A 21,577-nucleotide genomic window follows, 5' to 3' on the forward strand; every position below is an offset into this window, starting at 1 on the left:
AGCAACAGGCCCTGCCGCTCTTCGCGAAAAACTGTCGCGCGCAGGCGCGCTCCTACCATCGGCGGCTGGTCGGTCCGGGAATAACAGCCATGCCCTCGGGGTCGCTTCCCCCCTTGCCGCCAATCGGGCCACAATGGAGAGGTTTTCCTCCCACGGATCGCCGACCCATGTCCAGCTCGCCCAAGATCATCTACACGCTCACCGACGAAGCGCCGTTTCTCGCCACCGCCTCCTTCCTGCCGATCGTCGAGGCCTTCGCCGGCACCGCGGGCGTGGCCGTCGAAACGCGCGATATCTCGCTGGCCGGCCGCATCCTGGCGCAGTTCCCGGACCGTCTCACCGATACGCAGAAGATCGGCGACCACCTCGCCGAGCTGGGCGAGCTGGCCACCACGCCGGACGCGAACATCATCAAGCTGCCCAACATCAGCGCCTCGGTGCCGCAGATGAAAGCCGCCATCCGCGAGCTCCAGGCGCAGGGCTACAAGCTGCCGGACTACGTGGATGCGCCCTCGACCGATGAGGAAAAGGACACCAACGCCCGCTACGGCAAGGCCATGGGCAGCGCGGTGAACCCGGTGCTGCGCGAAGGCAACTCCGACCGCCGCGCGCCGCTCTCGGTGAAGAACTACGCCCGCAAGCACCCCCACCGCATGGGCAAGTGGTCGTCCGATTCGAAGTCGCACGTCGCGCACATGGACGGCGGCGATTTCTACGGCAGCGAGAAGTCGGCCACGATGGACAAGGCCGGCGCACTGCGCATCGAATTCGCCGGAAAGGACGGTGCCACCAGGGTCCTGAAGGAAAAGGTGGCGGTGAAGGCGGACGAGATCGTCGACGCCGCCGTGATGAGCCGCAAGGCCCTCGCCAGCTTCATCGACAACCAGATCGCCGATGCCCAGGCCAAGGGCGTGCTGTTCTCCCTGCACCTCAAGGCCACTATGATGAAGGTGTCCGATCCGATCATGTTCGGCATCGTCGTGCGCGAGTTCTACAAGGACGTGCTGGCAAAGCACGCTGAGGTGCTGAAGCAGGTGGGCTTCGATGCCAACAACGGCATCGGCGACCTGTACGCGCGCCTCGACAAGCTCGATGCAGGCAAGCGCGCCGAGATCGAAGCCGACCTGAAGGCCGAGTACACGCAGCGTCCGGCCCTGGCCATGGTGAATTCCGACAAGGGCATCACGAACCTGCACGTGCCCAGCGACGTGATCATCGACGCGTCGATGCCGGCGATGATCCGCGACTCCGGCGGCATGTGGAATGCCGACGGCAAGCTGCAGGACGTCAAGGCCGTGATCCCCGACCGCTCCTACGCCGGTGTATACCAGGCAGTGATCGAAGACTGCATCGCCCACGGCGCGTTCGATCCGGCCACCATGGGCAGCGTGCCCAACGTCGGCCTGATGGCGCAGAAGGCCGAGGAGTACGGCTCGCACGACAAGACATTCCAGATTCCTGCCGATGGCACCGTGCGTGTCGTTGCCGAAGACGGTGTCGTCGTGTTCGAGCACGCGGTGGAGCAGGGCGACATCTGGCGCATGTGCCAGACCAAGGACGCGCCGATCCAGGACTGGGTGAAGCTCGCCGTGCAGCGCGCGCGCCTGTCGTCGACGCCGGCGGTGTTCTGGCTGGACAGGAACCGCGCGCACGACGCCCAGGTCATCGCCAAGGTCGAGCGTTATCTAAAAGACCATGGCACCGCGGGACTGGACATCCGCGTCCTCTCACCGGTGGAAGCGACGAAGTTCTCGCTCGAACGCATCCGCAAGGGCGAGGACACCATCTCGGTCACCGGCAACGTGCTGCGCGACTACCTCACCGACCTGTTCCCGATCATGGAGCTGGGTACCTCGGCGAAGATGCTCTCCATCGTGCCGCTCATGGCCGGCGGTGGCCTGTTCGAGACCGGTGCCGGCGGATCGGCGCCGAAGCACGTGCAGCAGTTCGTCGAGGAAGGCTACCTGCGTTGGGATTCCCTGGGTGAGTTCCTCGCCCTGGCGGCGTCGCTCGAACACCTGGCGGAGCGTTACGACAATCGCCACGCGCGGGTGCTGGCGAAGACGCTGGACCAGGCGAACGGCCGCTTCCTCGACAGCAACAAGTCGCCGGCACGCAAGGTCGGTGAGATCGACAATCGCGGCAGCCACTTCTACCTCGCCCTGTACTGGGCGCAGGCGCTCGCCGCACAGGACGACGATGCCGAGCTGAAGGCGAAGTTCTCCGGCGTGGCGAAGGCGCTGGAAGAGAACGAGGCGAAGATCAACGCCGAACTCATCGGCGCGCAGGGCAAGCCGCAGGACATCGGCGGCTACTACCACCCCGACATGCAGCGTGTCAGCGCCGCCATGCGCCCGAGCCCCACGCTGAACGCCGCGATCGACGGACTGCGCGCGGCGCGCTGATCAGGTGTAGGAGCGTGCTTGCGCGCGACGCCTTTGGGGCCGTGGGCGGTAGGGCTTGCGGCTCCTCGCGAAAAACTGTCGCGCGCAAGCGCGCTCCTACAGGGTGCTGGCGGCTTTGAGGGTCGCCAGTTCTTCCGCGGTGAGTAGGAGCGACGTCGATTTCGCCAGCTCGTCCAGCTGTTCCAGCGAGGTCGCGCTGGCGATCGCCGCCGTTATGGCCGGTTGCGCCATGACCCATGCCAGCGCCACCTGCGCGGGCGTGGCGCGATGCGCCTCGGCCACCTCGTCGAGGGCGTGGAGCACGCGGTATCCGCGCTCGCCCAGGTACGACTTCACGCGCCCGCCGCGGGCCGTGCTCTTCGCGAGGTCTGCCTCGCTACGGTACTTGCCGCTGAGGAACCCGCTGGCGAGGGAGTAGTAGCTGATCACGCCTACCTGCTCTTCCACGCAGAGCGGTTGCAGCTCAGTCTCGAATCCCTCGCGGTCCATGAGGTTGTATTCGGGCTGCAACGATTCGTAACGCGCGAGCGCCTTCGAGGCGCTGGTGGTCAGCGCGTCGGCGAGGCGGGTGGCGGCATAGTTCGAGGCCCCGATGACGCGCACCTTGCCCGCGGTCACGAGGTCGTCGAAGGCACGCAGGGTTTCCTCGAGCGGCACCTTGGGATCGTCTTCATGGGACTGGTACAGGTCGATGTGATCGGTGCGCAGCCGGCGCAGCGAATCTTCCACCGCTTCGCGGATATTGGTGGGCGACAACCCCGGATAGCGGGCCCACTTGCCGACCTTGGTGGCGATCACCACGCGGTCGCGCTTGCCGCTCCGGGCCAGCCAGTTGCCGATGATCGTCTCCGACTCGCCCCCTTCGTTGCCGGGCACCCAGGCTTCATAGACATCGGCCGTGTCGATCAGGTTGAAGCCATGGTCCACGAAGGCGTCGAGGAGGTCGAACGAACGCGGCTCGTCGACGCTCCAGCCAAACACGTTGCCCCCGAAGGCGAGCGGAGCCACCTGCAGGGGCGAACGGCCGAGTTGGCGAAGCTTCATGCGTCATCTCCTGAGTGCGGAAACACCCATGATGACGCAGCCCAGGTTGAGGCGGTGTGTCCGTCAGCAGGTGACGCAGGCCGGGCGGAGCGGGGTGCGCGTCGGCGAGGTGTCGCAGCAGGCCTGGGCGGGCGCTTCGGCGCGGCGGGCGCCGGCGCCGGCGTCCTGGTCGCCACGGCCCAGGCGGAGTACGAGTTCGCGATCTACGATATGGCCGTGCATGAAGGCCAACCCGGTGAAAATCGGTGCCATGACAACCTCCAGCGAGAGCGTCGCGATGTCTTGCGACTACAGGGAAACTAAAGTGTGCCGGTTCCGCAGGGGGTCAAAAAGCGATATGTTTGCAACCCGGTCTTGAGGATTTTTCACATGTCCCGCCTGCCGCTCGGTCAGCTTCAAGGATTCGTCCTGGTCGCAAGGACGGGTAAGCTTTCGCGTGCGGCCGAACAGCTGAACCTCACCGTGAGCGCGCTGAGCCACCAGATCCGCAACCTGGAGGAGCGCCTCGGCCGCTCCCTGTTCGACCGCGGCCCGCGCGGCGTCACTCTGACCGCAGACGGGGCCAACCTCCTGGAGGCCATCGGCCATCACTACGAAGGCATCGAGCATGCCCTCGGCCGTTATGAGCGACGCCACCAGGACGCGGTGACGGTGAGCGTGCTCCCTTCGGTGGCGTCGAGCTGGCTCGTGCCCCGGCTGCCGCGGCTGGTCGGGAAGCATCCGGAGCTGGAACTCAGCCTCCACTCGTCCGTATCGGTGATCGACTTCGACCGCGAGCCCACCGTCGACGTGGCCTTCCGTTACGGCCTCGGCTCCTGGCCACGCACGAAGGCGGAGCGTCTGTTCGACGAATACATCGTGCCGATCGCCAGCCCTTCGCTGGTCCGCCGCATGGGCGGACTGCCAGGGGCTTCGCTCGCGGGCTGGCCGCTGCTGGGCGATCCATCGGGCCGCTGGAACGACTGGGCGGAAGCCTTCGGCATGCCCTTGCCCTCGCGTTACGTAGCGCGCTTCGACAACACCGAGCACCTGCAGCGCGCCGTACTGGAAGGCATGGGCGTGGCCCTCGGCCGCCTGGTCATGGCGCGTTCGCTCATCGAATGCGGGGCGCTCACCGTGCTTTGCGAGGAACGCCTGCGCGTCACCGAGGCGTATTACCTCGTCTACCCAAAGCGCTCCGAAGCGCACAGCGGCGTTTCCCGGTTCCGCGAATGGCTGCTGGCCGAGGCGAAGGAATACGAGGAAAGCCTCGGCGACGGCACCCGGCTCGGCGCGCGGCGGTACCTCCCCGAAACGATCGGACGCTCTTGACCGATCCTCGCTGCGGCGCGACAATTCCCCGGCTACCATGCGGCGTCTCGCGTGGCGGCACCTTCCTTACCTTACCCAGGCATATGGACGTCTACCCTAGTCGACGCGCCGGCTCCCGCAAGCATCGGGTTCCGGCGCCGGAAAAACTCATCGCCCGCGGTGACCGTACCCGGTCGGCCGGCGCTTTCCTCCGCTAGGGAAAGTCCGGCTCTCCTCGTCCGGAAGCCGTGAGCTTCCGTTATTCGAGGATTGAGCCATGAACCTCCAGCTCGACAAGACCGGCCCGCGCATGTTCGGCCGCCGTCTCGCGTTCGCACTCGCCCGCCGCCGCGCCACCGGCCCCGTGGCCGCCAAGCGCACCATCACGGTGCCGCGTTCGCTCGATGCCGCCGACAGGCCGGCGAAACCTGCGGATGGCAAACTCCCGCGGCCATGAACTGCGACATAGACACGACGGCGCGGCCTACGCCGCTCACCGCTCATCCTTCTAGCAACACCGAACGTCGGCTCCGCGCCGGCGCGATCACCCTCGGCTGACGCCGACGGCCGCTCGCGTCTTCCGGACCCGTCCGGAAAGGCAGCGAGCCATGAAGATCCACACCTCCCAGGCGGCCGCAGTCGCCAAGACCAATGCAGGCATCGTCGCGGACGCCTACCGCCCTGCGGAGGAACTGCTGCGCGCGCTCGATGCGCGCCCCGACGGACTCGACGAGGCCGCCATCGCCGAACGGCTGGACCGCGACGGCGTGAACGAGGTGGGCCATGAGAAGCCGCCGCACTGGTCCATGCAGCTGCTGCATGCGTTCCGCAGCCCGTTCATCATCGTGCTGCTGGTGCTCGCGGCCGTGCAGCTGCTCACCGAGCCGGACGACTACACGGGACCCATCATCATCGCCGTGATGGTCGGCATCAGCGTCGTGCTGTCGTTCACGCAGGAATTCCGGTCCTCGCGCGCCGCCCAGTCGCTGAAGGCGATGGTGCGCAATACGGCGACGGTCACGCGGCGTGCCGACGACGGCCATGCGGAGCGCATCGAGGTTCCGGTCGAGGAGCTGGTGGCGGGCGACATCGTGCACCTCGGCGCCGGCGACATGGTGCCGGCCGACCTGCGCCTGCTCGCCGCGAAGGACCTGTTCATCAGCCAGGCCATCCTCACCGGCGAATCGATCCCGGTGGAAAAGGCGGCACCGAACGGCACGACGGCGGCCGACCCTTCGGCGGGTCCGCTCGACCTGCCGACGGTCTGCTACATGGGCACCAACGTGGTGTCCGGCACCGCCACGGCCGTGGTGCTGGCCACCGGGCCGCGCACCTATCTCGGCTCGCTCGCCCGCACCCTTTCCGGCGAGCGTGTGCAGACCAGCTTCGACCGCGGCATTTCCTCGGTGAGCTGGCTGCTGATCCGCTTCATGGCGGTGATGGTGCCGATCGTGTTCGTGATCAACGGCTTCGACAAGCACGACTGGCTGGAAGCCTTCATGTTCGGCCTGTCGGTGGCGGTGGGCCTCACGCCCGAGATGCTGCCGCTGATCGTCACCGCCAACCTCGGCAAGGGCGCCATCGCCATGTCGAAGCGCAAAGTCGTGGTGAAGCGCCTCAACGCCATCCAGAACTTCGGCGCCATGGACGTGCTGTGCACGGACAAAACCGGCACGCTCACCCTGGACCGGATCGTGCTGGAGCGTCACGTCGACCTGGCCGGCGACGATTCCGACGAGGCGCTTGAGTACGGCTATCTCAACAGCCGCTTCCAGACCGGCCTGCGCAACCTGATGGACAAGGCGGTACTCGCGCATCGCGACCTCGAGCCGGCTGCGGGCCGCTTCCGCATCGTCGACGAGATCCCGTTCGACTTCCAGCGCCGGCGCATGTCGGTGGTGGTGACGGACGGGGAGGGCGAGCAGTTGCTGGTCTGCAAGGGGGCCGTGGAGGAGATGCTGGCGATCTGCACGCAGGCGCGCACCGGCGACGTCGTCGAGCCCATGACCGAGGAGAAGCGCCTGGCCATCCGTGCCATGACCCGTCGCCTCAACGAGGATGGCCTGCGCGTGCTGATCGTGGCGATCCGCCGCGACCCGTCCAGCGACCGTGCCTATGGCGTCGCGGACGAGTCCGGGCTCACGGCCGTCGGCTGCCTCGCCTTCCTCGACCCGCCGAAGGATTCCGCGGCGACGGCCATCCGCGCGCTGCACCACCATGGCGTGGCGGTGAAGGTGGTCACGGGCGACAACGAGGCGGTGACGCGGAAGATCTGCGCCGAGGTGGGCCTCGACGTGGAAGCCTCGGCGTTGGGCCGCGACATCGAGCAGCTCGACGACGCGGCCCTGGACGCGATGGTCGGCCGGACCACGGTGTTCGCGAAGATGTCGCCGGTGCAGAAGGCGCGCGTCGTGAAGTCGCTGCAACGGCTGAGCCACACCGTGGGCTTCCTCGGTGACGGCATCAATGACGCGCCGGCGCTGCGCGATGCCGACGTAGGCATCTCGGTCGACACCGCCACCGACATCGCCAAGGAATCGGCGGACATCATCCTGCTGGAAAAGAACCTGATGGTGCTCGAGGAGGGTGTGATCGAAGGCAGGGTCACCTTCGGCAACATCATGAAGTACATCAAGATGACGGCCAGCTCGAACTTCGGCAACGTCTTCAGCGTGCTGGTGGCAAGTGCGTTCCTGCCGTTCCTGCCCATGCTTCCCCTGCAGATCCTGGTGCAGAACCTGCTGTACGACCTGTCGCAGCTCTCGATCCCCTTCGACCGCATGGACGAGGAATACCTGCGCCAGCCGCGCAAGTGGGACGCCGGCGACATCGGCCGTTTCATGGTGTGGATCGGCCCGGTGAGCTCGGTGTTCGACGTCACTACCTTCTGGCTGATGTGGCACTACTTCGGCGCGAACGACGTGGCGCACCAGTCGCTGTTCCAGTCCGGCTGGTTCATCGAGGGCCTGCTGTCGCAGACGCTGGTGGTGCACATGATCCGTACGCGGCGCGTCCCGTTCCTGCGCAGCGTGGCCTCGGCACCGGTGCTCGCGCTCACCGGCGCGATCATGATCGTGGGCATGCTCATCCCCTATTCGGGACTTGGCGCGCGCATCGGCATGCAGCCGCTGCCGGGCATCTATTTCGCCTGGCTGGCATTGACGCTGGTGAGCTATTGCGTGCTGACCCAGGTGGTGAAGACGATCTACATCCGGCGCTACGGACGCTGGTTGTGAATCACGGTGTGACGCCGCTGCCCTCGGCGGGCAGCGGCGCTAGCGCGTTCCTACCTCGGGCTGCGTGAACGTGCTACGGGAGACCGTGGGCGGCATGGGATATCCCGTTCCTTGTGGGAGGCGTCTGATGTGCGCTCCCATCAAGGAGACCAACGATGCTTCGAAACACCATCGCCGCCGGCCTGTTCTTCGTTTCTCCTGCGCTGTTCGGGCAGCCGGTGTCCGCGTCGGCACCATCCCCTGCACGTTACGTCGATGCCAACGACTGGCCCACAAAGGAAGCCGGCGTGGACGACTTCGGCCTGATCGAATACGCGCTCAACCTGAGCTTTGAACGCCTTTGCGGCGACACCTTCTGCGAAGGCGAGTATCCGAACCTTCGTCCCCTGCAGCTGAGCTGCTCGGTGGATACTGCCAAGGGCACGGTAAGGCAGTGCCTGTGGATGTTCTCCGGCAGCAAGACCGTGGTGGATCCGAAATCCGGTGCGCTCCGGCCGTCCTACCGCGTCTACGAGTGCAAGCTGCCGCTCGCCCGGGACACGCCGGTGCAAGCGCTCTACGAAACCCTGCATGGCGGGGAGCTTCTGCACGTGAAGCTTCCGATGACCAACCGCATCATCTACAACCGCCTGCGCGACTGCCTCCGGTGAAACGGAAATTATCCCTACGCGAGTGCGTGGGCTGGCATGGACAGACGCGCGTTAGCGGGGAGCGTCTTATACGTCCTCCCTTCACCAATGGAGACACCACGATGCTTCGAAAAGCCCTCGCCGCCGCCTTCCTCGTCCTCCCTGCGGCCGTCTTCGCCCAGGCCGCCGTAACCCCTCCCGCGCCGGCGGCGCCCGGCCGTTACGTCGATGCCATCCACTGGCCCGTCAACGACGCAGGCATGGATCGATTTTTCGCTGCCGAGGCCAAGCTCGTCGCCGGCTTCGAAAGCGTCTGCGGCGACACGTTCTGCGAAGGAGAGTTCGCCAACCTCCGCCCGATGGCGTTGCGCTGTTCGGTCGATACCACCAAGGGAACGCTGAAGCAGTGCCTGTGGTCGTTCGCCGGTACCAGTTCCATCGTGAACAGGAAGACCGGTGCCGTCTCGACGGTGGCCAAGGCCTTCAAGTGCAAGCTCATGCTGGCCAAGGACACCCCGGTCGATGCGTTCTACGAAGTGATGGACGGGGAGGACCCGCTGAACGCAAAGCTTCCGGCAACGCGGCATTCCATCTACGAGGGCCTCTCCAACTGCCTTTACTAAGCTAGCCGCCGTTTCACCGCACCGTTCGGCCGTCCTGCCGCAATCCTCTTGGCGGCAGGGCGGCTTGGCTGGTCTGCTCGATACATCGATGCCTTGCGGGCGGCGCTGCATCGAAGTGCCGCGTGCACCTTAGAGCGAGCCGGCATTGCCCGCAAACGGCCATGAGCCGCACCCGCGCATGTCTTTCCGCCGGCTCAGTATCCCGTGACCTACCGGGGGAGAGAATCGATGCACCGGACGCCAGGGCTGGACACGCTGCGCGCCATCGCGATCGTCTGGGTCATGTTGTTCCACAGCGTCTACGTGGGCGGCCTGGGCGACGGCTTCGGGGGGTTGGAACGCTCCGGCTGGATGGGTGTCGACCTGTTCTTCGTGCTCAGCGGGTACCTGATCGGTTCGCAGGTGCTGAAATCGCTGCACGCTACCGGCCGCCTCGACTTCGCCGACTTCTACCGGCGCCGCGCCGTGCGCATCCTTCCGGCGTTCCTCGCGGTGCTGGCCGTGTACGCGCTGCTGCCGGGGTGGCGCGAAACACCGGGCATGCAGCCGTTGTGGCAGTTCCCCACCTTCACGTTCAACCTGCTGTTCGACGCGAGCGACAATTACGCGTTCTCCCATGTGTGGTCGCTGTGCGTCGAGGAGCACTTCTACCTCGTGTTCCCGTTCCTGGCCTTCGCGCTCACGCGCCGGCCCGCGGCGTGGAAGTTCGTCGCCGTCTGCGTCGTCGTGGTCCTTGGCGGCATCCTCCTTCGCGCGTGGTTGTGGAGGCATATGCTCGCACCCGTGAGGGAAGCGGGTGGAAACGCGGGGCTCGCGTACCTGCGTTATCTCTACTATCCGACGTGGTCGCGCCTGGACGGGCTCGTTGCGGGCGTGGCGCTTGCCGTGTGCCGGATATACCGGCCGGCGGCGATGGCACGGATACAGGCGCGGGCGGGGGCGGTACTGGCCATCGGGCTGGTCCTGATCGTGCTGTCGCTGGTCTTGTTCGATGGGGCCCGCACGGCTTTCTGGCCCTGCGTGATCGGCTACCCGCTGCTTTCGCTCGCCATGGCCGCGTTCGTCGCCGCGGCGAGCGGCTCCACATGGCTGGCCCGTCTCGAAATTCCTTGCGCCGGGTGGCTGGCCCGCATGTCCTACAGCCTCTACCTGAGCCATAAGCTGGTGTTCGCCCTGATGGAAAGATGTCTGGACGGCCAGCTGGCGGATTACCGTTACCTGCGCTTCGGTCTCTTCGCGGCCGCCACGCTCGCCGCCGGCGCGTTCCTGCACTACGCGGTGGAACGTCCCTTCCTGCGCTGGCGTGACCGCCGTGCCTCCGCTTCGGCTACACTGTCGCCGCCCAAGGTGATCCAAGGCGTAAGCGCCGCGGATTGAAACGGGAATCCGGTGACGCGCGCGGTCTCCATGCCGCCGCCATTCCGGAGCTGCCCCCGCAACGGTAGGCGAGCAAGAGGTCGGCATCGAGCCACTGTGCCCCTGGCATGGGAAGGCGCCGTCCGGCAGGACATCCTGCGCTCGCGAGCCCGGAGACCGGCCTCGAGGTACACCGGACAGGCGGAGGGCCATGTCGTGGGTGGCCGTCGAACAAAGCCGCCGGCAATCCCGCATTCCCTCCTCCCGTCCCTCGCCGTTCATACCGCGCGGGTTGGCGCGGGCAGCAGGGAGTCACCACGTGTCGTTTCGTTCCTCCATCCTCGCGGTCGCCATCGCGACGGTCTTCCTCGCGCCCGCCGTATCGCGCGCCGACGAGGCTTCCACCGACCTCGACAAGGTCGTGGTCACCGCGAGCCGTACCGAGCAGTCGCTGAACCAGGTCCTGGCCGCCACCACGGTGCTCGACCGCGCCGAGATCGAGCGCCTGCAACCGCGCTCGCTGGCCGACCTGCTGGGCAGTACGCCGGGCGTCTCCTTCGCCAACAACGGCGGGCCGGGCAAGGCCACCTCGGTCTTCATGCGCGGCACCGAAGCCGACCACGTCCTGGTGCTGGTGGACGGCGTGAAGGTGGGTTCGGTGACGTCCGGCACCGCCGCCTTCCAGGACATCCCGGTCGACCAGATCGAGCGCATCGAAATCGTGCGCGGCCCCTATTCGAGCCTGTACGGCTCCGACGCGCTCGGTGGCGTCATCCAGATCTTCACCCGGCATCCCGAGGGTGCCTTCGTACCGGAGTTCTCCGTGGGCGTGGGCAGCTACGACACCTTGCGCGGCTCCGCCGGGTTCGCCGGCCGCGGCACGCAGGGCTGGTATTCGGTGCAGGCCAGCCACGACCAGACCGACGGCATCAATGCCTGCCGCGGCAAGCCGAGCCCCGGCGGTGGCGGCTGCTTCACCTATGAGCCGGACAAGGACGGTTACCGCAACAACGCGCTGTCGCTGAAGGGCGGCTGGCGCTTCGACGAACAATGGGACGCCGACGCGAGCGCCACGCGCACGGAAGGCCGCAACCACTACGACGGCACCAGCAGCAACTTCGCCGAGTCGGCCACCCAGGTGCTCGGCGGCCGCGTCCGTTACAAGCCGGCGGAGGACGTGGTGGTCACGGCCAACCTGGGCCGTAGCGAAGACCTCTCCACCGATTACGAAAACGGTGTCTACGCCGATACCTTCAACACGCATCGCGACCTCGCCTCCGTGCAGGCGGACCTCGGCCGCGTTTCCGCCGGCACGGGCCTCACCACGCTGGGCTTCGATTGGCAGCGCGACCGCGTCGTCGGCAATACCGATTACCTCGTCGATGCACGCCGCAACCATGCGGTGTTCGCCCAGTGGCAGGGCGAGTTCGGCGACAGTTCCGTGCAGGGCAGCCTGCGCCGCGACGAGAACAGCCAGTTCGGCGGCAAGACGACCGGCAGTCTCCAGTATGGCTATGCGCTGACGAAGACGCTGCGCGTGACCGGCAGCTACGGCACGGCGTTCAAGGCACCCACCTTCAACGACCTCTACTACCCCGACTACGGCAACCCCGACCTCGGTCCCGAAACCTCGCGGAACTGGGAACTTGGCTTGCGCGGCACGCCGGGCTGGGGCAACTGGTCGCTCAATGCGTTCCAGAACAAGATCGACAACCTGATCGTGTTCGACTCCAGCCTCAGTGGCCCGTTGTTCCCCTTCGGCGGCGCGAACAATATCGCCCGCTCGCGCATTCGCGGCGCGGAGCTGGCGGCCGACACGACCCTCGGCGAATGGCGCCTCTCGGGCAACGCGACCTGGCTGCAACCGGAAGACCTCAGCGACGGTCCCACCCATGGCAACCTCCTGCCGCGCCGCGCGCGCCGCAGCGCGCACCTCGACGTCGACCGCAGCTTCGGCGCACTCAGCATCGGCGCGGGCGTGTCGGGCTACAGCTACCGCTACGACGACACGGCCAACGCCAACCGCCTGGGCGGCTATGCGCTCACCGACCTGCGCGCGGCCTATGCCTTCGCCGACGCGTGGAAGGTCGAGCTGTCGGCGAACAACGTGTTCGACCGCCGCTACGAGACCGCCCGCTACTTCAATCAACCCGGCCGCAACTGGCTGCTCACGCTGCGCTACCAGCCGCGTTCCTGATCCGCCCCCTGGAGATTCCGCGATGAAACCTCTGTCACACCCGATGTTCGCCGCCGTCGCCGCCCTGTTCGCGCTGCTCATGATCGGCACGCGCTTCAACCACTTCGGCGACGTCCTGCACCTGCCCGACGCCTCGATGGCTCTGTTCTTCCTCGGCGGCATCTACCTGCGCAAGCACCTGGCCTTCCTCGGCCTGGTCATCCTGTCCGTGCTGGTGGACTGGTATTCGGTGAGTTATGCGGGAGTGAGCGACTTCTGCATCACCGTGGCCTATGCGTTCCTGCCGCTGGCCTACGCCGTGCTGTGGTACGCGGGACGCCTGCTGGCACCGCGCTACGACGGTTCACTGGGCTCGCACGCGCTGGTCTTCGCGGGCCTCCTGGTTTCCGCAACCCTGTCTTATGCGGTATCGAACGGCGCGTTCTACTGGCTCGGCGGACGCTATGCGGAACCGAACATGGCCCAGTACGTGCACCGTTTCGCCCAGTGGGCTCCGCTGTTCGTGCGTGCCGCCGCGGGTTACGTGCTGGCTGCGCAAGTCGTGCAGGCGCTGGTGTTCCGCTTCGCGCCGGGCGCCGGCACCGCCGGGACCGCGCGCGCATGAGCGACGCCACACCCTGGCGGGACATGGACGAGGAGGCCCGTCATCGCGACCGCATGCGCCGGAAGAAGGAGCTGATCGACCGGCGCATTGCCAAGGCCACGATCGATCGCGGCGTGCTGGTGGTGAATACTGGTAACGGGAAGGGCAAGAGTTCCTCCGGCTTCGGTATGCTGGCGCGGTCGCTCGGCCACGGTTTCCGCTGCGGCGTGGTGCAGTTCATCAAGGGCAGTTTCTCCACCGGCGAAGAGGCGTTTTTCCGCATGTTCGAGGACGGCCCGCTCGACTACCGCGTGATGGGCGAGGGCTATACCTGGGAAACCCAGGACAAGGCTCGCGACATCGCCGCGGCGATGGCCGCGTGGGAAGAGGCGGAGCGGATGCTGCGCGACCCGGCTTACGATTTCATCCTGCTGGACGAGCTCAACATCGCCCTGGTGAAAGGCTACATACCGCTCGACCGCGTGCTGCAGGCCTTCGCCGCCCGGCCCGAACGCCAGCACGTGGTCGTGACCGGCCGCGGCGCGCCGGACGAACTCGTCGCGGCCGCCGACACGGTCACCGAGATGCGTGTCGTGAAGCACGCCTACCAGGCAGGCATCCGTGCGCAGAAGGGTGTGGAACTGTGAGCCGTGATTGTCCCGCGTTGCTGGTTTCCGCGCCGGCCTCGGGGCAGGGCAAGACCAGCGTCACCGCGGCGCTGGCGCGGGCCCATGCGCGGCAGGGACGGCGCGTGCGCGTGTTCAAGACCGGGCCCGACTTCCTCGACCCGATGATCCTCGAGCGCGCCAGCGGCGCGCCCGTCTACCAGCTCGATCCGTGGATGGGTGGCGAGGACGACGTGCGCGCACGCCTGTACGAGGCCGCCGGCGAGGCGGACCTGATCCTCGTCGAAGGCGTCATGGGTCTGTTCGACGGCTCGCCGTCCAGCGCGGATCTCTCTATCGCTCATGGTCTGCCGGTGATGGCGGTGATCGATGGCAGTGCCATGGCGCAGACCTTCGGCGCGCTGGCGCACGGCCTGGCGCACTACCGTCCCGGCCTGCTGCTGCGGGGAGTGCTCGCCAACCGGGTCGGCAGCGCTTATCACGCCGGCCTGCTGCGCGACAGCCTTCCTCCGGGCGTCGGATGGTTCGGCGCTTTGCCGCGCGACCCGGCGATGATGCTGCCGGAACGGCACCTCGGTCTCGTCGCGGCGAGCGAACTGGCCGATCTCGACGCGCGATTGGACGCGCTGGCCGATGCGTGGCTGGCGCAGGGCGTCACGGCGCTTCCGCCGCCGGTCTCCTTCGATGCCCCACAAAGGCTGTGGGAAGCACGCGTCCGACATCTCGAGGGCGTGCGCATCGCCGTCGCCCACGACGCCGCGTTTGCCTTCATCTATCCGGCGAACCTCGACGTGCTTCGCGACGCCGGCGCGGAACTCGCGTTCTTCTCTCCCGTCGCCGGCGATCCGCTGCCATCCTGCGACGCGGTGTGGCTGCCCGGTGGCTATCCTGAACTGCATCTCGACGCACTGGCCGCCCATGCACAGCTGCGGCGCGACCTGCGCGCGCACGTCGACGCCGGCCGCCCGCTGCTCGCCGAGTGCGGCGGGCTGCTCTATGCGCTGGACCGGCTGACCGACCGCGATGGCCGCGAGGGCGTGATGGCGGGCCTGTTGCCAGGCAGCGCGGCGCTCCAGCCCCGGCTCGCGGCGATCGGCATGCAGGAAGTGCAGCTGCCCGAAGGAACGCTGCGCGGTCATTCGTTCCATTACGCGCAAGCGAGCGTGGGTGCCGGGCCATTGGCCGTCGCAAGCAATCCGCACGGCGGCCCCACCGCGGAAAGCGTCTATCGCCAGGGCCGGATGACGGCGAGCTTCGTGCACTTCTACTTCCCCTCGAATCCCGATGCCGCTGCGGGCCTGTTCCTGCCATGACGACGGCGCTGGCGATGCTGGCTGCGCTGCTGCTGGACGCGATCCTCGGCGAGCCGCGGCGTTTCCATCCGCTGGTGGGCTTCGGCCGCTTCGCGGGTGCCCTGGAAAGACGTCTGCATGCCGACTCGCGGCTGGCCGGGGTGGGCGCGTGGTGCCTTGCCGTGCTCGTCCCCGTCGGCTTGTTTTGCGCGTTGCGTGCGGCACTCCCGCTCGCGCTGCGTTTCAGCGTGGACGTCCTGGTGGCGTACCTCGCGCTGGGCCGGCGCAGCCTGGGCGAACATGCAAGACCGGTCGCGCAGGCCCTGCTCCACGGCGATATCGACAGGGCACGCGGCGCCGTCGGTCGCATGGTGAGCCGCGATACGCAGGTGCTGGACGCAACGCAGGTTGCCGCGGCAGCGACGGAATCCGTCCTGGAGAACGGACACGACGCGGTGTTCGGCGCGCTGTTCTGGTTAGCGTTGCTCGGCGCGCCGGGCGTGCTCCTGTTCCGCCTGGCGAATACGCTGGATGCGATGTGGGGCTACCGCACGCCACATTACGAACGCTTCGGCTGGGCCGCGGCGCGGGCGGACGATGTGCTCGGTTACGTTCCGGCGCGGCTCACGGCAGTGACGTATGCGGTCGTCGGCCATTACAAGGCCGCCATCCGTTGCTGGCGCATGCAGGCACCGGCGTGGGACAGCCCCAACGCCGGACCGGTGATGGCCGCCGGCGCCGGCGCGCTCGGCGTGCGTCTCGGTGGCGCGGCGCCATATCACGGCCGCTGGGAGGCGCGCCCGGAGCTTGGCGCCGGCGATCCCCCGGATGCGCATGCGATCGTTCGCGCGCTGGGCCTGGTGGATCGTGGCGTCGTCGCCTGGCTGGCCGTCGCGGTCCTCGGCGGAGCGGCGGCACATGCTTGAGCACGGCGGGCGGCTCGGCCGCGCGGCACGCGACCATGGCATTCCGCGCGAGGCGTGGCTGGACCTGTCGACGGGCATCAGTCCCCGTGCATGGCCCGTGCCGTCCATTCCGCCCGAGGCATGGCATCGCTTGCCGGAAGACGACGACGGCCTGCTGGAGGCAGCGCGTGCTTACTACGGTACGCAGTACCTCCTGCCCGTCGCGGGTTCGCAAGCCGCCATCGCCGCGCTGCCGAGACTTCGTCCGCCGTGCCGCGTCGCGGTGGTTGAGCCCGGGTACGCCGAACATGCGCATGCATGGCGGCAGGCGGGGCATGAGGTCGCGACCTTGCCGATGGACGAATTGCTGTCGCGGGCCGACGAGTTCGACGTCGTGGTGCTGATCCGGCCGAACAACCCGACCGGCCAATGCAGTGACGTGGAACGCCTGCTGTCGCGCCCTGTAGGAGCGCGCCCTGCGCGCGACAGCTTTTCGCGAGGAGCGACAGGGCCTGTTCTTCATGGCCCCAAAAACTGTCGCGCGCAAGGCGCGCTCCTACAGGAGCAACGCTGGCTGGTGGTGGATGAAGCATTCATCGATGCCCAGCCGGAGCGCAGCCTCGTTCCCTATGCGGGCGAAGGCCTCATCGTCCTCCGCTCCGTCGGCAAGTTTTTCGGCCTCGCCGGAGCGCGCGCGGGGTTCGTCGCCGCATGGCCGGGCTTGCTGGAAGCGCTGGCCGAGATGCTCGGGCCATGGACGCTGACGGGCCCGACCCGGCATGTCGTGACCCGCGCGCTTTCCGATGCGGCCTGGCACGCACCGGCGCGTACGTGGCTACGCGAGGCGTCTTCCCGGCTGGCGGCCCTCATGGCGCGGCACGGCCTGTCGCCTTCCGGAGGCTGCGAGTTCTTCCAGTACGTGGAACGGCCCGACGCGCAGGCGCTGCATCGTGCGCTGGCGGAACGCGCCATCCTCGTGCGCCATTTCGACCGGCCGCAGGCCCTGCGCTTCGGCCTGCCGGGCAGCGAAGAAGGTTTCGCGCGCCTCGACCGCGCCCTCGCCGAGGTGCTCGCATGAGCGCACGCGTCGTCATGGTGCAGGGCTGCACCTCGGATGCGGGCAAGAGCACGGTGGTGGCCGCGCTGTGCCGCTGGCTGTACCGCCGCGGCGTTGCCGTCGCGCCGTTCAAGCCGCAGAACATGGCACTGAATTCCGCGGTGACGATCGACGGCGGCGAGATCGGTCGCGCCCAGGCCGTGCAGGCGCAGGCGGCGGGGGTGCCTGCGCACACCGATTTCAATCCCGTGCTGTTGAAGCCCAACAGCGACACGGGTGCCCAGGTGATCGTGCATGGCCGTCCGGTCGGAAACATGGATGCGGTCGGCTATCACGCATACAAGCGCGTGGCCATGGACGCCGTGCTCGCCTCGCATGCACGACTGGCCGCGGCGTATGCCGCGGTGGTCGTCGAAGGCGCGGGCAGCCCGGCCGAGATCAACCTGCGCGATCGGGACATCGCCAACATGGGTTACGCGGAGGCCGTCGATTGCCCGGTGATCCTGGTGGCGGATATCGACCGTGGTGGGGTCTTCGCCCATCTCGTGGGTACGCTCGCGCTGCTGTCGGAAAGCGAGCGTGCGCGCGTCGCCGGTTTCGTCATCAACCGTTTCCGCGGCGACATCGCGTTGCTGCAACCGGGCCTTGACTGGCTGGAGCGGCATACCGGAAAGCCCGTACTCGGCGTCTTGCCTTACCTGCACGGACTGGTGCTCGAAGCTGAGGATGCGTTGCCCGCGACGGGCGAAGCGAAGCCCCGCGCGCGCCTGCGCGTCGCGGTCCCGGCGTTACCTCGGATCAGCAACCACACCGACCTGGACGCGTTGCGCCTGCATCCCGAGGTGGAATGCCGCCTCGTCGGACCAGGAGAAACCTTCCCGGCCTGCGATCTCGTGCTGCTCCCCGGCTCGAAGTCCACGCGCGCCGATCTTGCCTGGCTACGCGCCCAAGGCTGGGACGCGGCGATCCTGCGCCATGTCCGTTATGGCGGAAAAGTGATCGGCATCTGCGGCGGCATGCAGATGCTCGGCCGCGCCGTGCACGATCCCGACGGAATCGAAGGTCCCGCCGGGTGGAGCGACGGCCTGGGTCTGCTCGACCTGGAAACCACGCTTGCGCCCACGAAGCAACTGCGCAACGTGCACGGCCGGCTCGCGGCCGGCGGTGCGCCCGTGGCGGGTTACGAGATTCATTGCGGCGTGAGCGTGGGCCCGGACCTGGCACGGCCAGCCGTCCTGCTGGCGGATGGGCGCATCGATGGCGCCCGCTCCGACGACGGCCGCGTCTTCGGCACCTATCTTCACGGCGTGTTCGACCGGCCGGAGGCGCTTGCCGCCCTGCTGGACGAAGCGGGGCTTTCCGGAGCGGCGCCATTGGACATCCACGCCTTGCGCGAAGCGACCCTCGACCGCCTCGCCGATACCGTGGACGGGCACATGCAAACCGCTGCGCTCGCATCGCTCTTCGGACTGCCTCCATGCTGACCCTCATCCTCGGCGGTGCACGCTCGGGCAAGAGCGCCCTGGCCGAACGCCTCGCCATCGACAGTGGCCGCGAGGTCGTCTACGTCGCCACCGCGCAGGCACTCGACGGCGAGATGGCCGGGCGCATCGCCCACCACCGCGCGCAGCGGCCCGCGGAATGGCTCGTCGTGGAGGAACCGCTCGCGCTTGCCGACACGCTTCGCCGGCACGCGAGCGCAGGTCGCTTCGTCCTGGTGGATTGCCTCACCCTGTGGTTGTCCAACCTGCTCGGCATGGACGGAGACGCGCGCTTCGACGGGGAACGCGTGGCACTGCTCGACATCGTCGCGTCGCTTCCCGGCGAGATCGTCTTCGTCAGCAACGAGGTAGGCCTCGGGATCACGCCGCTCGGCGAGCTCACGCGCCGCTTCGTCGATGAAGCGGGGCGTCTCCACCAGGCGCTCGCGCAGCGTTGCGACCGTGTCGTCTTCGTCGCTGCCGGCCTGCCTCTTCTCCTCAAAGGAACGCTTCCATGAACGACTGGCTCGCGGCGCCTTGCCGCGTACCGGACCAGGCTGCCACCGACGCCGCGGCGGCACGACAGGACACGCTCACGAAGCCGCCGGGCTCACTGGGCAGGCTCGAAGCGATCGCCATCCAGCTGGCCGGCCTCCAGGCGACGCCACGACCGCGGGCCGAGCGCGCGCGCATAGCCGTGTTCGCCGCCGATCACGGCGTGGCGGCCGAAGGCATCTCCGCGTTCCCGCAAGCCGTGACCGGCGAGATGTTGCGCAACTTCGCGCATGGCGGCGCGGCCATCGCCGTGCTCGCGCGCGAGCTTCGCGCCACGCTGGAGGTGGTGAATCTCGGCACCGTGAACGATCCGGGCGAGATTGCCGGTGTGCGTCGCCATGTGATCGCCGCCTCTACCGCGAACATGTGCGTGCAGGCCGCGATGACCGATGCGCAACTCGACGCGGCGCTGGCCGCCGGCGTGGCGAGCGTCGGCGGTGCGATCGCCGCAGGCACGGACATCTACATCGGCGGCGAAATGGGCATCGGGAATACCACCGCCGCGAGCGCCCTGGCCTGCGCGCTGCTCGGCGATGCGCCGGAAGCGCTCGCAGGCAGGGGTACCGGCCTGGATGACGACGGCGTGGCGCTCAAGGTGCAAGTCATCGCGCGCGCTCTGCGGATGCATCGGGATGCCGTCACCCCTCGCGAGCGCCTGCGCCGGCTCGGCGGCTTCGAGATCGGCGCGCTCACCGGTGCTTTCGTCGCGGCGGCACAGCGCGGCCTGCCCGTGCTGGTGGACGGCTTCATCGCCAGCGTGGCGGCACTGGCCGCCGTGGCCCTGCGCCCCGACGTGCGGCCGTGGCTGCTCTTCGCGCATCGGTCGCGGGAACGCGGTCATGCGCGGGTGCTCGCTGCCATGGATGCCGAGCCGCTGCTCGACCTGCACCTGCGCCTCGGCGAGGCCAGTGGCGCGGCAGTGGCCTTGCCTCTGCTGCGGCTCGCCTGCGCCCTGCATGGCTCCATGGCGACCTTCGCGGAGGCGGGAGTGTCGCAGGCATGAGCATCGACCTGCTTCGTCACGGCGATACGGGCCAGCGCAGTTACCGCGGCCAACTCGACGATCCGCTTTCCGGGCTCGGCTGGCGTCAGCTGCGCGACGCGGTGGAGGGAAGGGCATGGGATTGCGTGGTGTCGTCGTCGCTCTCGCGTTGCGCCGCGTTCGCCACCGAGCTGTCGGCACGGCGAGGGCTGCCGTTGCGCATCGATGCGCGTCTCGCCGAATACCACTTCGGCGACTGGCAGGGCGTGCCGATCGAGACCATCGCCGATACCGACGGCGACGCACTCGGGCGCTTCTGGAAAGACCCGGTCGCGTGTCCACCGCCAGGCGCGGAACCCTTCGCGGCATTCCGCGAACGGCTCTCGCAGGCGCTCGACGACATCGCCTCCGAAGCGGAGGGCGCTCGTGTCCTCGTCGTGACGCATGGTGGCGCGATACGCCTGCTGCGTTGCCTCGCCGAAGGCCGTGGATTCGGCGACATGGCGGCCATCGACGTGCCGCATGCCTCCCTGCATGCCATCGCCTGGCCTCCGGACTCGCGTCCGGAAAGGTCTTCGCTCGCACGGAACGGCTGATGCGCGCCCTGGCAGTCGCCTTTGCCTTCCTCACCCGCCTGCCGGTACCGCGCGTCGGCATGCTGCCCGGTACGCAAGCGGCATCGCTGAAGTGGTATCCGCTGGTGGGGCTCGTGCTCGGCGCGCTGCTCGCCGGTGCGATGACAGTGCTGCTTCGGGTGTTTCCGGTCCGCCCCGTCGGCGCCATGGTGCTCGTCGCCTGGGTGGCGTTGACCGGTGCGCTGCACCTCGACGGCCTGGGCGACAGCGCGGATGCCTGGATCGGTGGGCTCGGCAGTCGCGAACGCACGCTGGCGATCATGAAAGACCCGCGCAGCGGCCCCGCCGGCGTCGTCGCGCTAGTGCTCCTGCTGTTGCTGAAGTTCTCGGCGCTCGCCACGCTCGGCAACCCGTGGCTCCTGCTGCTGCCGCCGTTGCTCGGCCGCAGCGCGATCGTGGCGTGGTTCCTGACGACGCCTTACGTGCGACCCGGCGGCCTGGGCGATCCGCTGCGCGGCGCGCCGGCGACCGGTTGCCGCATCGCGCTCGCACTGGCCGTGATGGTCTCGCTCTGCTTTGGCAAGGCAGGTTTGCTCGTGCTGGTGACAGCCTTCGTCACGGGCTGGTCGTGGCGCCGTGCGGTGGTGCATCGCCTGGGCGGATTCACCGGCGATACGGCGGGTGCCCTGGTCGAACTCGTGGAGACCACGACCCTCGTCGCCTTGCTGTTGTTGTAGAAGC

General features: G+C 68.0%; 19 protein-coding genes, 1 pseudogene and 1 riboswitch. Of the genes and pseudogenes, 18 read left to right on the forward strand and 2 right to left on the reverse strand.

The genetic code is table 11. From position 1 onward, the window contains the following. Nucleotides 1-167 precede the first annotated feature (167 nt). Entirely contained in the window at nt 168-2,405 is a 2,238-nt protein-coding gene (locus ACR9ZH_RS07790; protein WP_481290189.1) for an NADP-dependent isocitrate dehydrogenase, read from the forward strand. Between the two features lie 96 nt (nt 2,406-2,501). On the opposite strand, the gene ACR9ZH_RS07795 is transcribed toward ACR9ZH_RS07790, so the two are convergent. Together ACR9ZH_RS07795 and ACR9ZH_RS07800 are read right to left on the reverse strand one after the other, a co-directional pair. Beyond that, entirely contained in the window at nt 2,502-3,449 is a 948-nt protein-coding gene (locus ACR9ZH_RS07795; RefSeq protein ID WP_481290190.1) for an aldo/keto reductase, read from the reverse strand. 63 nt (nt 3,450-3,512) lie between these two features. After that, complete coding sequence (locus ACR9ZH_RS07800) at nt 3,513-3,701, reverse strand: hypothetical protein (RefSeq protein ID WP_481290191.1); 189 nt, start codon at nt 3,699-3,701, stop codon at nt 3,513-3,515. 117 nt (nt 3,702-3,818) lie between these two features. Between ACR9ZH_RS07800 and ACR9ZH_RS07805 the strand changes: the two genes are divergently transcribed. The 17 genes and pseudogenes from ACR9ZH_RS07805 to ACR9ZH_RS07885 all read left to right on the forward strand — a co-directional run bounded on the left by ACR9ZH_RS07805 (nt 3,819) and on the right by ACR9ZH_RS07885 (nt 21,573). Continuing rightward, nucleotides 3,819-4,760 (forward strand): LysR substrate-binding domain-containing protein, encoded by a 942-nt coding sequence (locus tag ACR9ZH_RS07805; protein WP_481290192.1) that lies wholly within the window; start codon nt 3,819-3,821, stop codon nt 4,758-4,760. A gap of 256 nt (nt 4,761-5,016) precedes the next feature. Further along, on the forward strand, nt 5,017-5,196 hold the full coding sequence (locus ACR9ZH_RS07810) for a hypothetical protein (protein ID WP_481290193.1): 180 nt from the start codon (nt 5,017-5,019) through the stop codon (nt 5,194-5,196). Between the two features lie 151 nt (nt 5,197-5,347). Then, entirely contained in the window at nt 5,348-7,975 is a 2,628-nt protein-coding gene (mgtA, locus tag ACR9ZH_RS07815) for a magnesium-translocating P-type ATPase (RefSeq protein ID WP_481290194.1), read from the forward strand. A gap of 155 nt (nt 7,976-8,130) precedes the next feature. After that, nucleotides 8,131-8,625, forward strand: coding sequence for a hypothetical protein (locus tag ACR9ZH_RS07820; protein WP_481290195.1), 495 nt, complete (start codon nt 8,131-8,133; stop codon nt 8,623-8,625). A gap of 101 nt (nt 8,626-8,726) precedes the next feature. Then, nucleotides 8,727-9,227, forward strand: a complete 501-nt coding sequence (locus ACR9ZH_RS07825) for a hypothetical protein (protein WP_481290196.1) — start codon at nt 8,727-8,729, stop codon at nt 9,225-9,227. 228 nt (nt 9,228-9,455) lie between these two features. Beyond that, nucleotides 9,456-10,556, forward strand: a pseudogene (locus ACR9ZH_RS07830) (acyltransferase family protein); the annotation flags it as partial. Next, nucleotides 10,556-10,783: riboswitch (cobalamin riboswitch) on the forward strand. Its footprint overlaps the pseudogene before it by 1 nt. A 119-nt stretch (nt 10,784-10,902) precedes the next feature. After that, complete coding sequence (btuB, locus tag ACR9ZH_RS07835; RefSeq protein ID WP_481290197.1) at nt 10,903-12,780, forward strand: TonB-dependent vitamin B12 receptor; 1,878 nt, start codon at nt 10,903-10,905, stop codon at nt 12,778-12,780. 22 nt (nt 12,781-12,802) lie between these two features. Then, complete coding sequence (locus ACR9ZH_RS07840; protein WP_481290198.1) at nt 12,803-13,384, forward strand: hypothetical protein; 582 nt, start codon at nt 12,803-12,805, stop codon at nt 13,382-13,384. 23 nt (nt 13,385-13,407) lie between these two features. Then, nucleotides 13,408-14,010, forward strand: coding sequence for a cob(I)yrinic acid a,c-diamide adenosyltransferase (gene cobO, locus ACR9ZH_RS07845; RefSeq protein WP_481290235.1), 603 nt, complete (start codon nt 13,408-13,410; stop codon nt 14,008-14,010). Further along, nucleotides 14,007-15,302, forward strand: a complete 1,296-nt coding sequence (locus ACR9ZH_RS07850; protein WP_481290199.1) for a cobyrinic acid a,c-diamide synthase CobB — start codon at nt 14,007-14,009, stop codon at nt 15,300-15,302. The genes cobO and ACR9ZH_RS07850 overlap by 4 nt, the downstream gene beginning before the upstream one ends. After that, nucleotides 15,299-16,207, forward strand: a complete 909-nt coding sequence (gene cbiB / locus ACR9ZH_RS07855; protein ID WP_481290200.1) for an adenosylcobinamide-phosphate synthase CbiB — start codon at nt 15,299-15,301, stop codon at nt 16,205-16,207. The genes ACR9ZH_RS07850 and cbiB overlap by 4 nt, the downstream gene beginning before the upstream one ends. Beyond that, nucleotides 16,200-17,264, forward strand: a complete 1,065-nt coding sequence (locus tag ACR9ZH_RS07860; RefSeq protein WP_481290201.1) for a threonine-phosphate decarboxylase — start codon at nt 16,200-16,202, stop codon at nt 17,262-17,264. Before cbiB ends, ACR9ZH_RS07860 begins: the two co-directional genes overlap by 8 nt. After that, the gene (locus tag ACR9ZH_RS07865; protein WP_481290202.1) at nt 17,261-18,727 is read left to right on the forward strand and encodes a cobyric acid synthase; all 1,467 of its coding nucleotides are present in this window, start codon (nt 17,261-17,263) and stop codon (nt 18,725-18,727) included. The genes ACR9ZH_RS07860 and ACR9ZH_RS07865 overlap by 4 nt, the downstream gene beginning before the upstream one ends. Continuing rightward, a complete protein-coding gene (gene cobU / locus ACR9ZH_RS07870) occupies nt 18,721-19,242 on the forward strand; it encodes a bifunctional adenosylcobinamide kinase/adenosylcobinamide-phosphate guanylyltransferase (protein ID WP_481290203.1) in 522 nt (173 codons plus the stop codon). The genes ACR9ZH_RS07865 and cobU overlap by 7 nt, the downstream gene beginning before the upstream one ends. Then, a complete protein-coding gene (cobT, locus tag ACR9ZH_RS07875) occupies nt 19,239-20,282 on the forward strand; it encodes a nicotinate-nucleotide--dimethylbenzimidazole phosphoribosyltransferase (protein ID WP_481290204.1) in 1,044 nt (347 codons plus the stop codon). Before cobU ends, cobT begins: the two co-directional genes overlap by 4 nt. Then, nucleotides 20,279-20,857 (forward strand): histidine phosphatase family protein, encoded by a 579-nt coding sequence (locus ACR9ZH_RS07880; RefSeq protein WP_481290205.1) that lies wholly within the window; start codon nt 20,279-20,281, stop codon nt 20,855-20,857. The genes cobT and ACR9ZH_RS07880 overlap by 4 nt, the downstream gene beginning before the upstream one ends. After that, a complete protein-coding gene (locus ACR9ZH_RS07885; RefSeq protein WP_481290236.1) occupies nt 20,854-21,573 on the forward strand; it encodes an adenosylcobinamide-GDP ribazoletransferase in 720 nt (239 codons plus the stop codon). The genes ACR9ZH_RS07880 and ACR9ZH_RS07885 overlap by 4 nt, the downstream gene beginning before the upstream one ends. The last annotated feature ends 4 nt before the right edge of the window (nt 21,574-21,577 follow it).

Source organism: Luteibacter sp. SVR4-7G (assembly GCF_056755555.1).

What these genes read in the sequence shown, in the direction of transcription:
- ACR9ZH_RS07810 (WP_481290193.1), top strand. Translation starts at nt 5,017, where the DNA reads ATGAACCTCCAGCTCGACAAGACCGGCCCGCGCATGTTCGGCCGCCGT.
- ACR9ZH_RS07880 (WP_481290205.1), top strand. Translation starts at nt 20,279, where the DNA reads ATGAGCATCGACCTGCTTCGTCACGGCGATACGGGCCAGCGCAGTTAC.
- cbiB (WP_481290200.1), top strand. Translation starts at nt 15,299, where the DNA reads ATGACGACGGCGCTGGCGATGCTGGCTGCGCTGCTGCTGGACGCGATC.
- ACR9ZH_RS07860 (WP_481290201.1), top strand. Translation starts at nt 16,200, where the DNA reads ATGCTTGAGCACGGCGGGCGGCTCGGCCGCGCGGCACGCGACCATGGC.
- ACR9ZH_RS07795 (WP_481290190.1), bottom strand. Translation starts at nt 3,449, where the DNA reads ATGAAGCTTCGCCAACTCGGCCGTTCGCCCCTGCAGGTGGCTCCGCTC.
- cobO (WP_481290235.1), top strand. Translation starts at nt 13,408, where the DNA reads ATGGACGAGGAGGCCCGTCATCGCGACCGCATGCGCCGGAAGAAGGAG.
- ACR9ZH_RS07820 (WP_481290195.1), top strand. Translation starts at nt 8,131, where the DNA reads ATGCTTCGAAACACCATCGCCGCCGGCCTGTTCTTCGTTTCTCCTGCG.
- ACR9ZH_RS07790 (WP_481290189.1), top strand. Translation starts at nt 168, where the DNA reads ATGTCCAGCTCGCCCAAGATCATCTACACGCTCACCGACGAAGCGCCG.
- cobU (WP_481290203.1), top strand. Translation starts at nt 18,721, where the DNA reads ATGCTGACCCTCATCCTCGGCGGTGCACGCTCGGGCAAGAGCGCCCTG.
- mgtA (WP_481290194.1), top strand. Translation starts at nt 5,348, where the DNA reads ATGAAGATCCACACCTCCCAGGCGGCCGCAGTCGCCAAGACCAATGCA.
- ACR9ZH_RS07825 (WP_481290196.1), top strand. Translation starts at nt 8,727, where the DNA reads ATGCTTCGAAAAGCCCTCGCCGCCGCCTTCCTCGTCCTCCCTGCGGCC.
- ACR9ZH_RS07840 (WP_481290198.1), top strand. Translation starts at nt 12,803, where the DNA reads ATGAAACCTCTGTCACACCCGATGTTCGCCGCCGTCGCCGCCCTGTTC.
- ACR9ZH_RS07800 (WP_481290191.1), bottom strand. Translation starts at nt 3,701, where the DNA reads ATGGCACCGATTTTCACCGGGTTGGCCTTCATGCACGGCCATATCGTA.
- ACR9ZH_RS07805 (WP_481290192.1), top strand. Translation starts at nt 3,819, where the DNA reads ATGTCCCGCCTGCCGCTCGGTCAGCTTCAAGGATTCGTCCTGGTCGCA.
- ACR9ZH_RS07865 (WP_481290202.1), top strand. Translation starts at nt 17,261, where the DNA reads ATGAGCGCACGCGTCGTCATGGTGCAGGGCTGCACCTCGGATGCGGGC.
- cobT (WP_481290204.1), top strand. Translation starts at nt 19,239, where the DNA reads ATGAACGACTGGCTCGCGGCGCCTTGCCGCGTACCGGACCAGGCTGCC.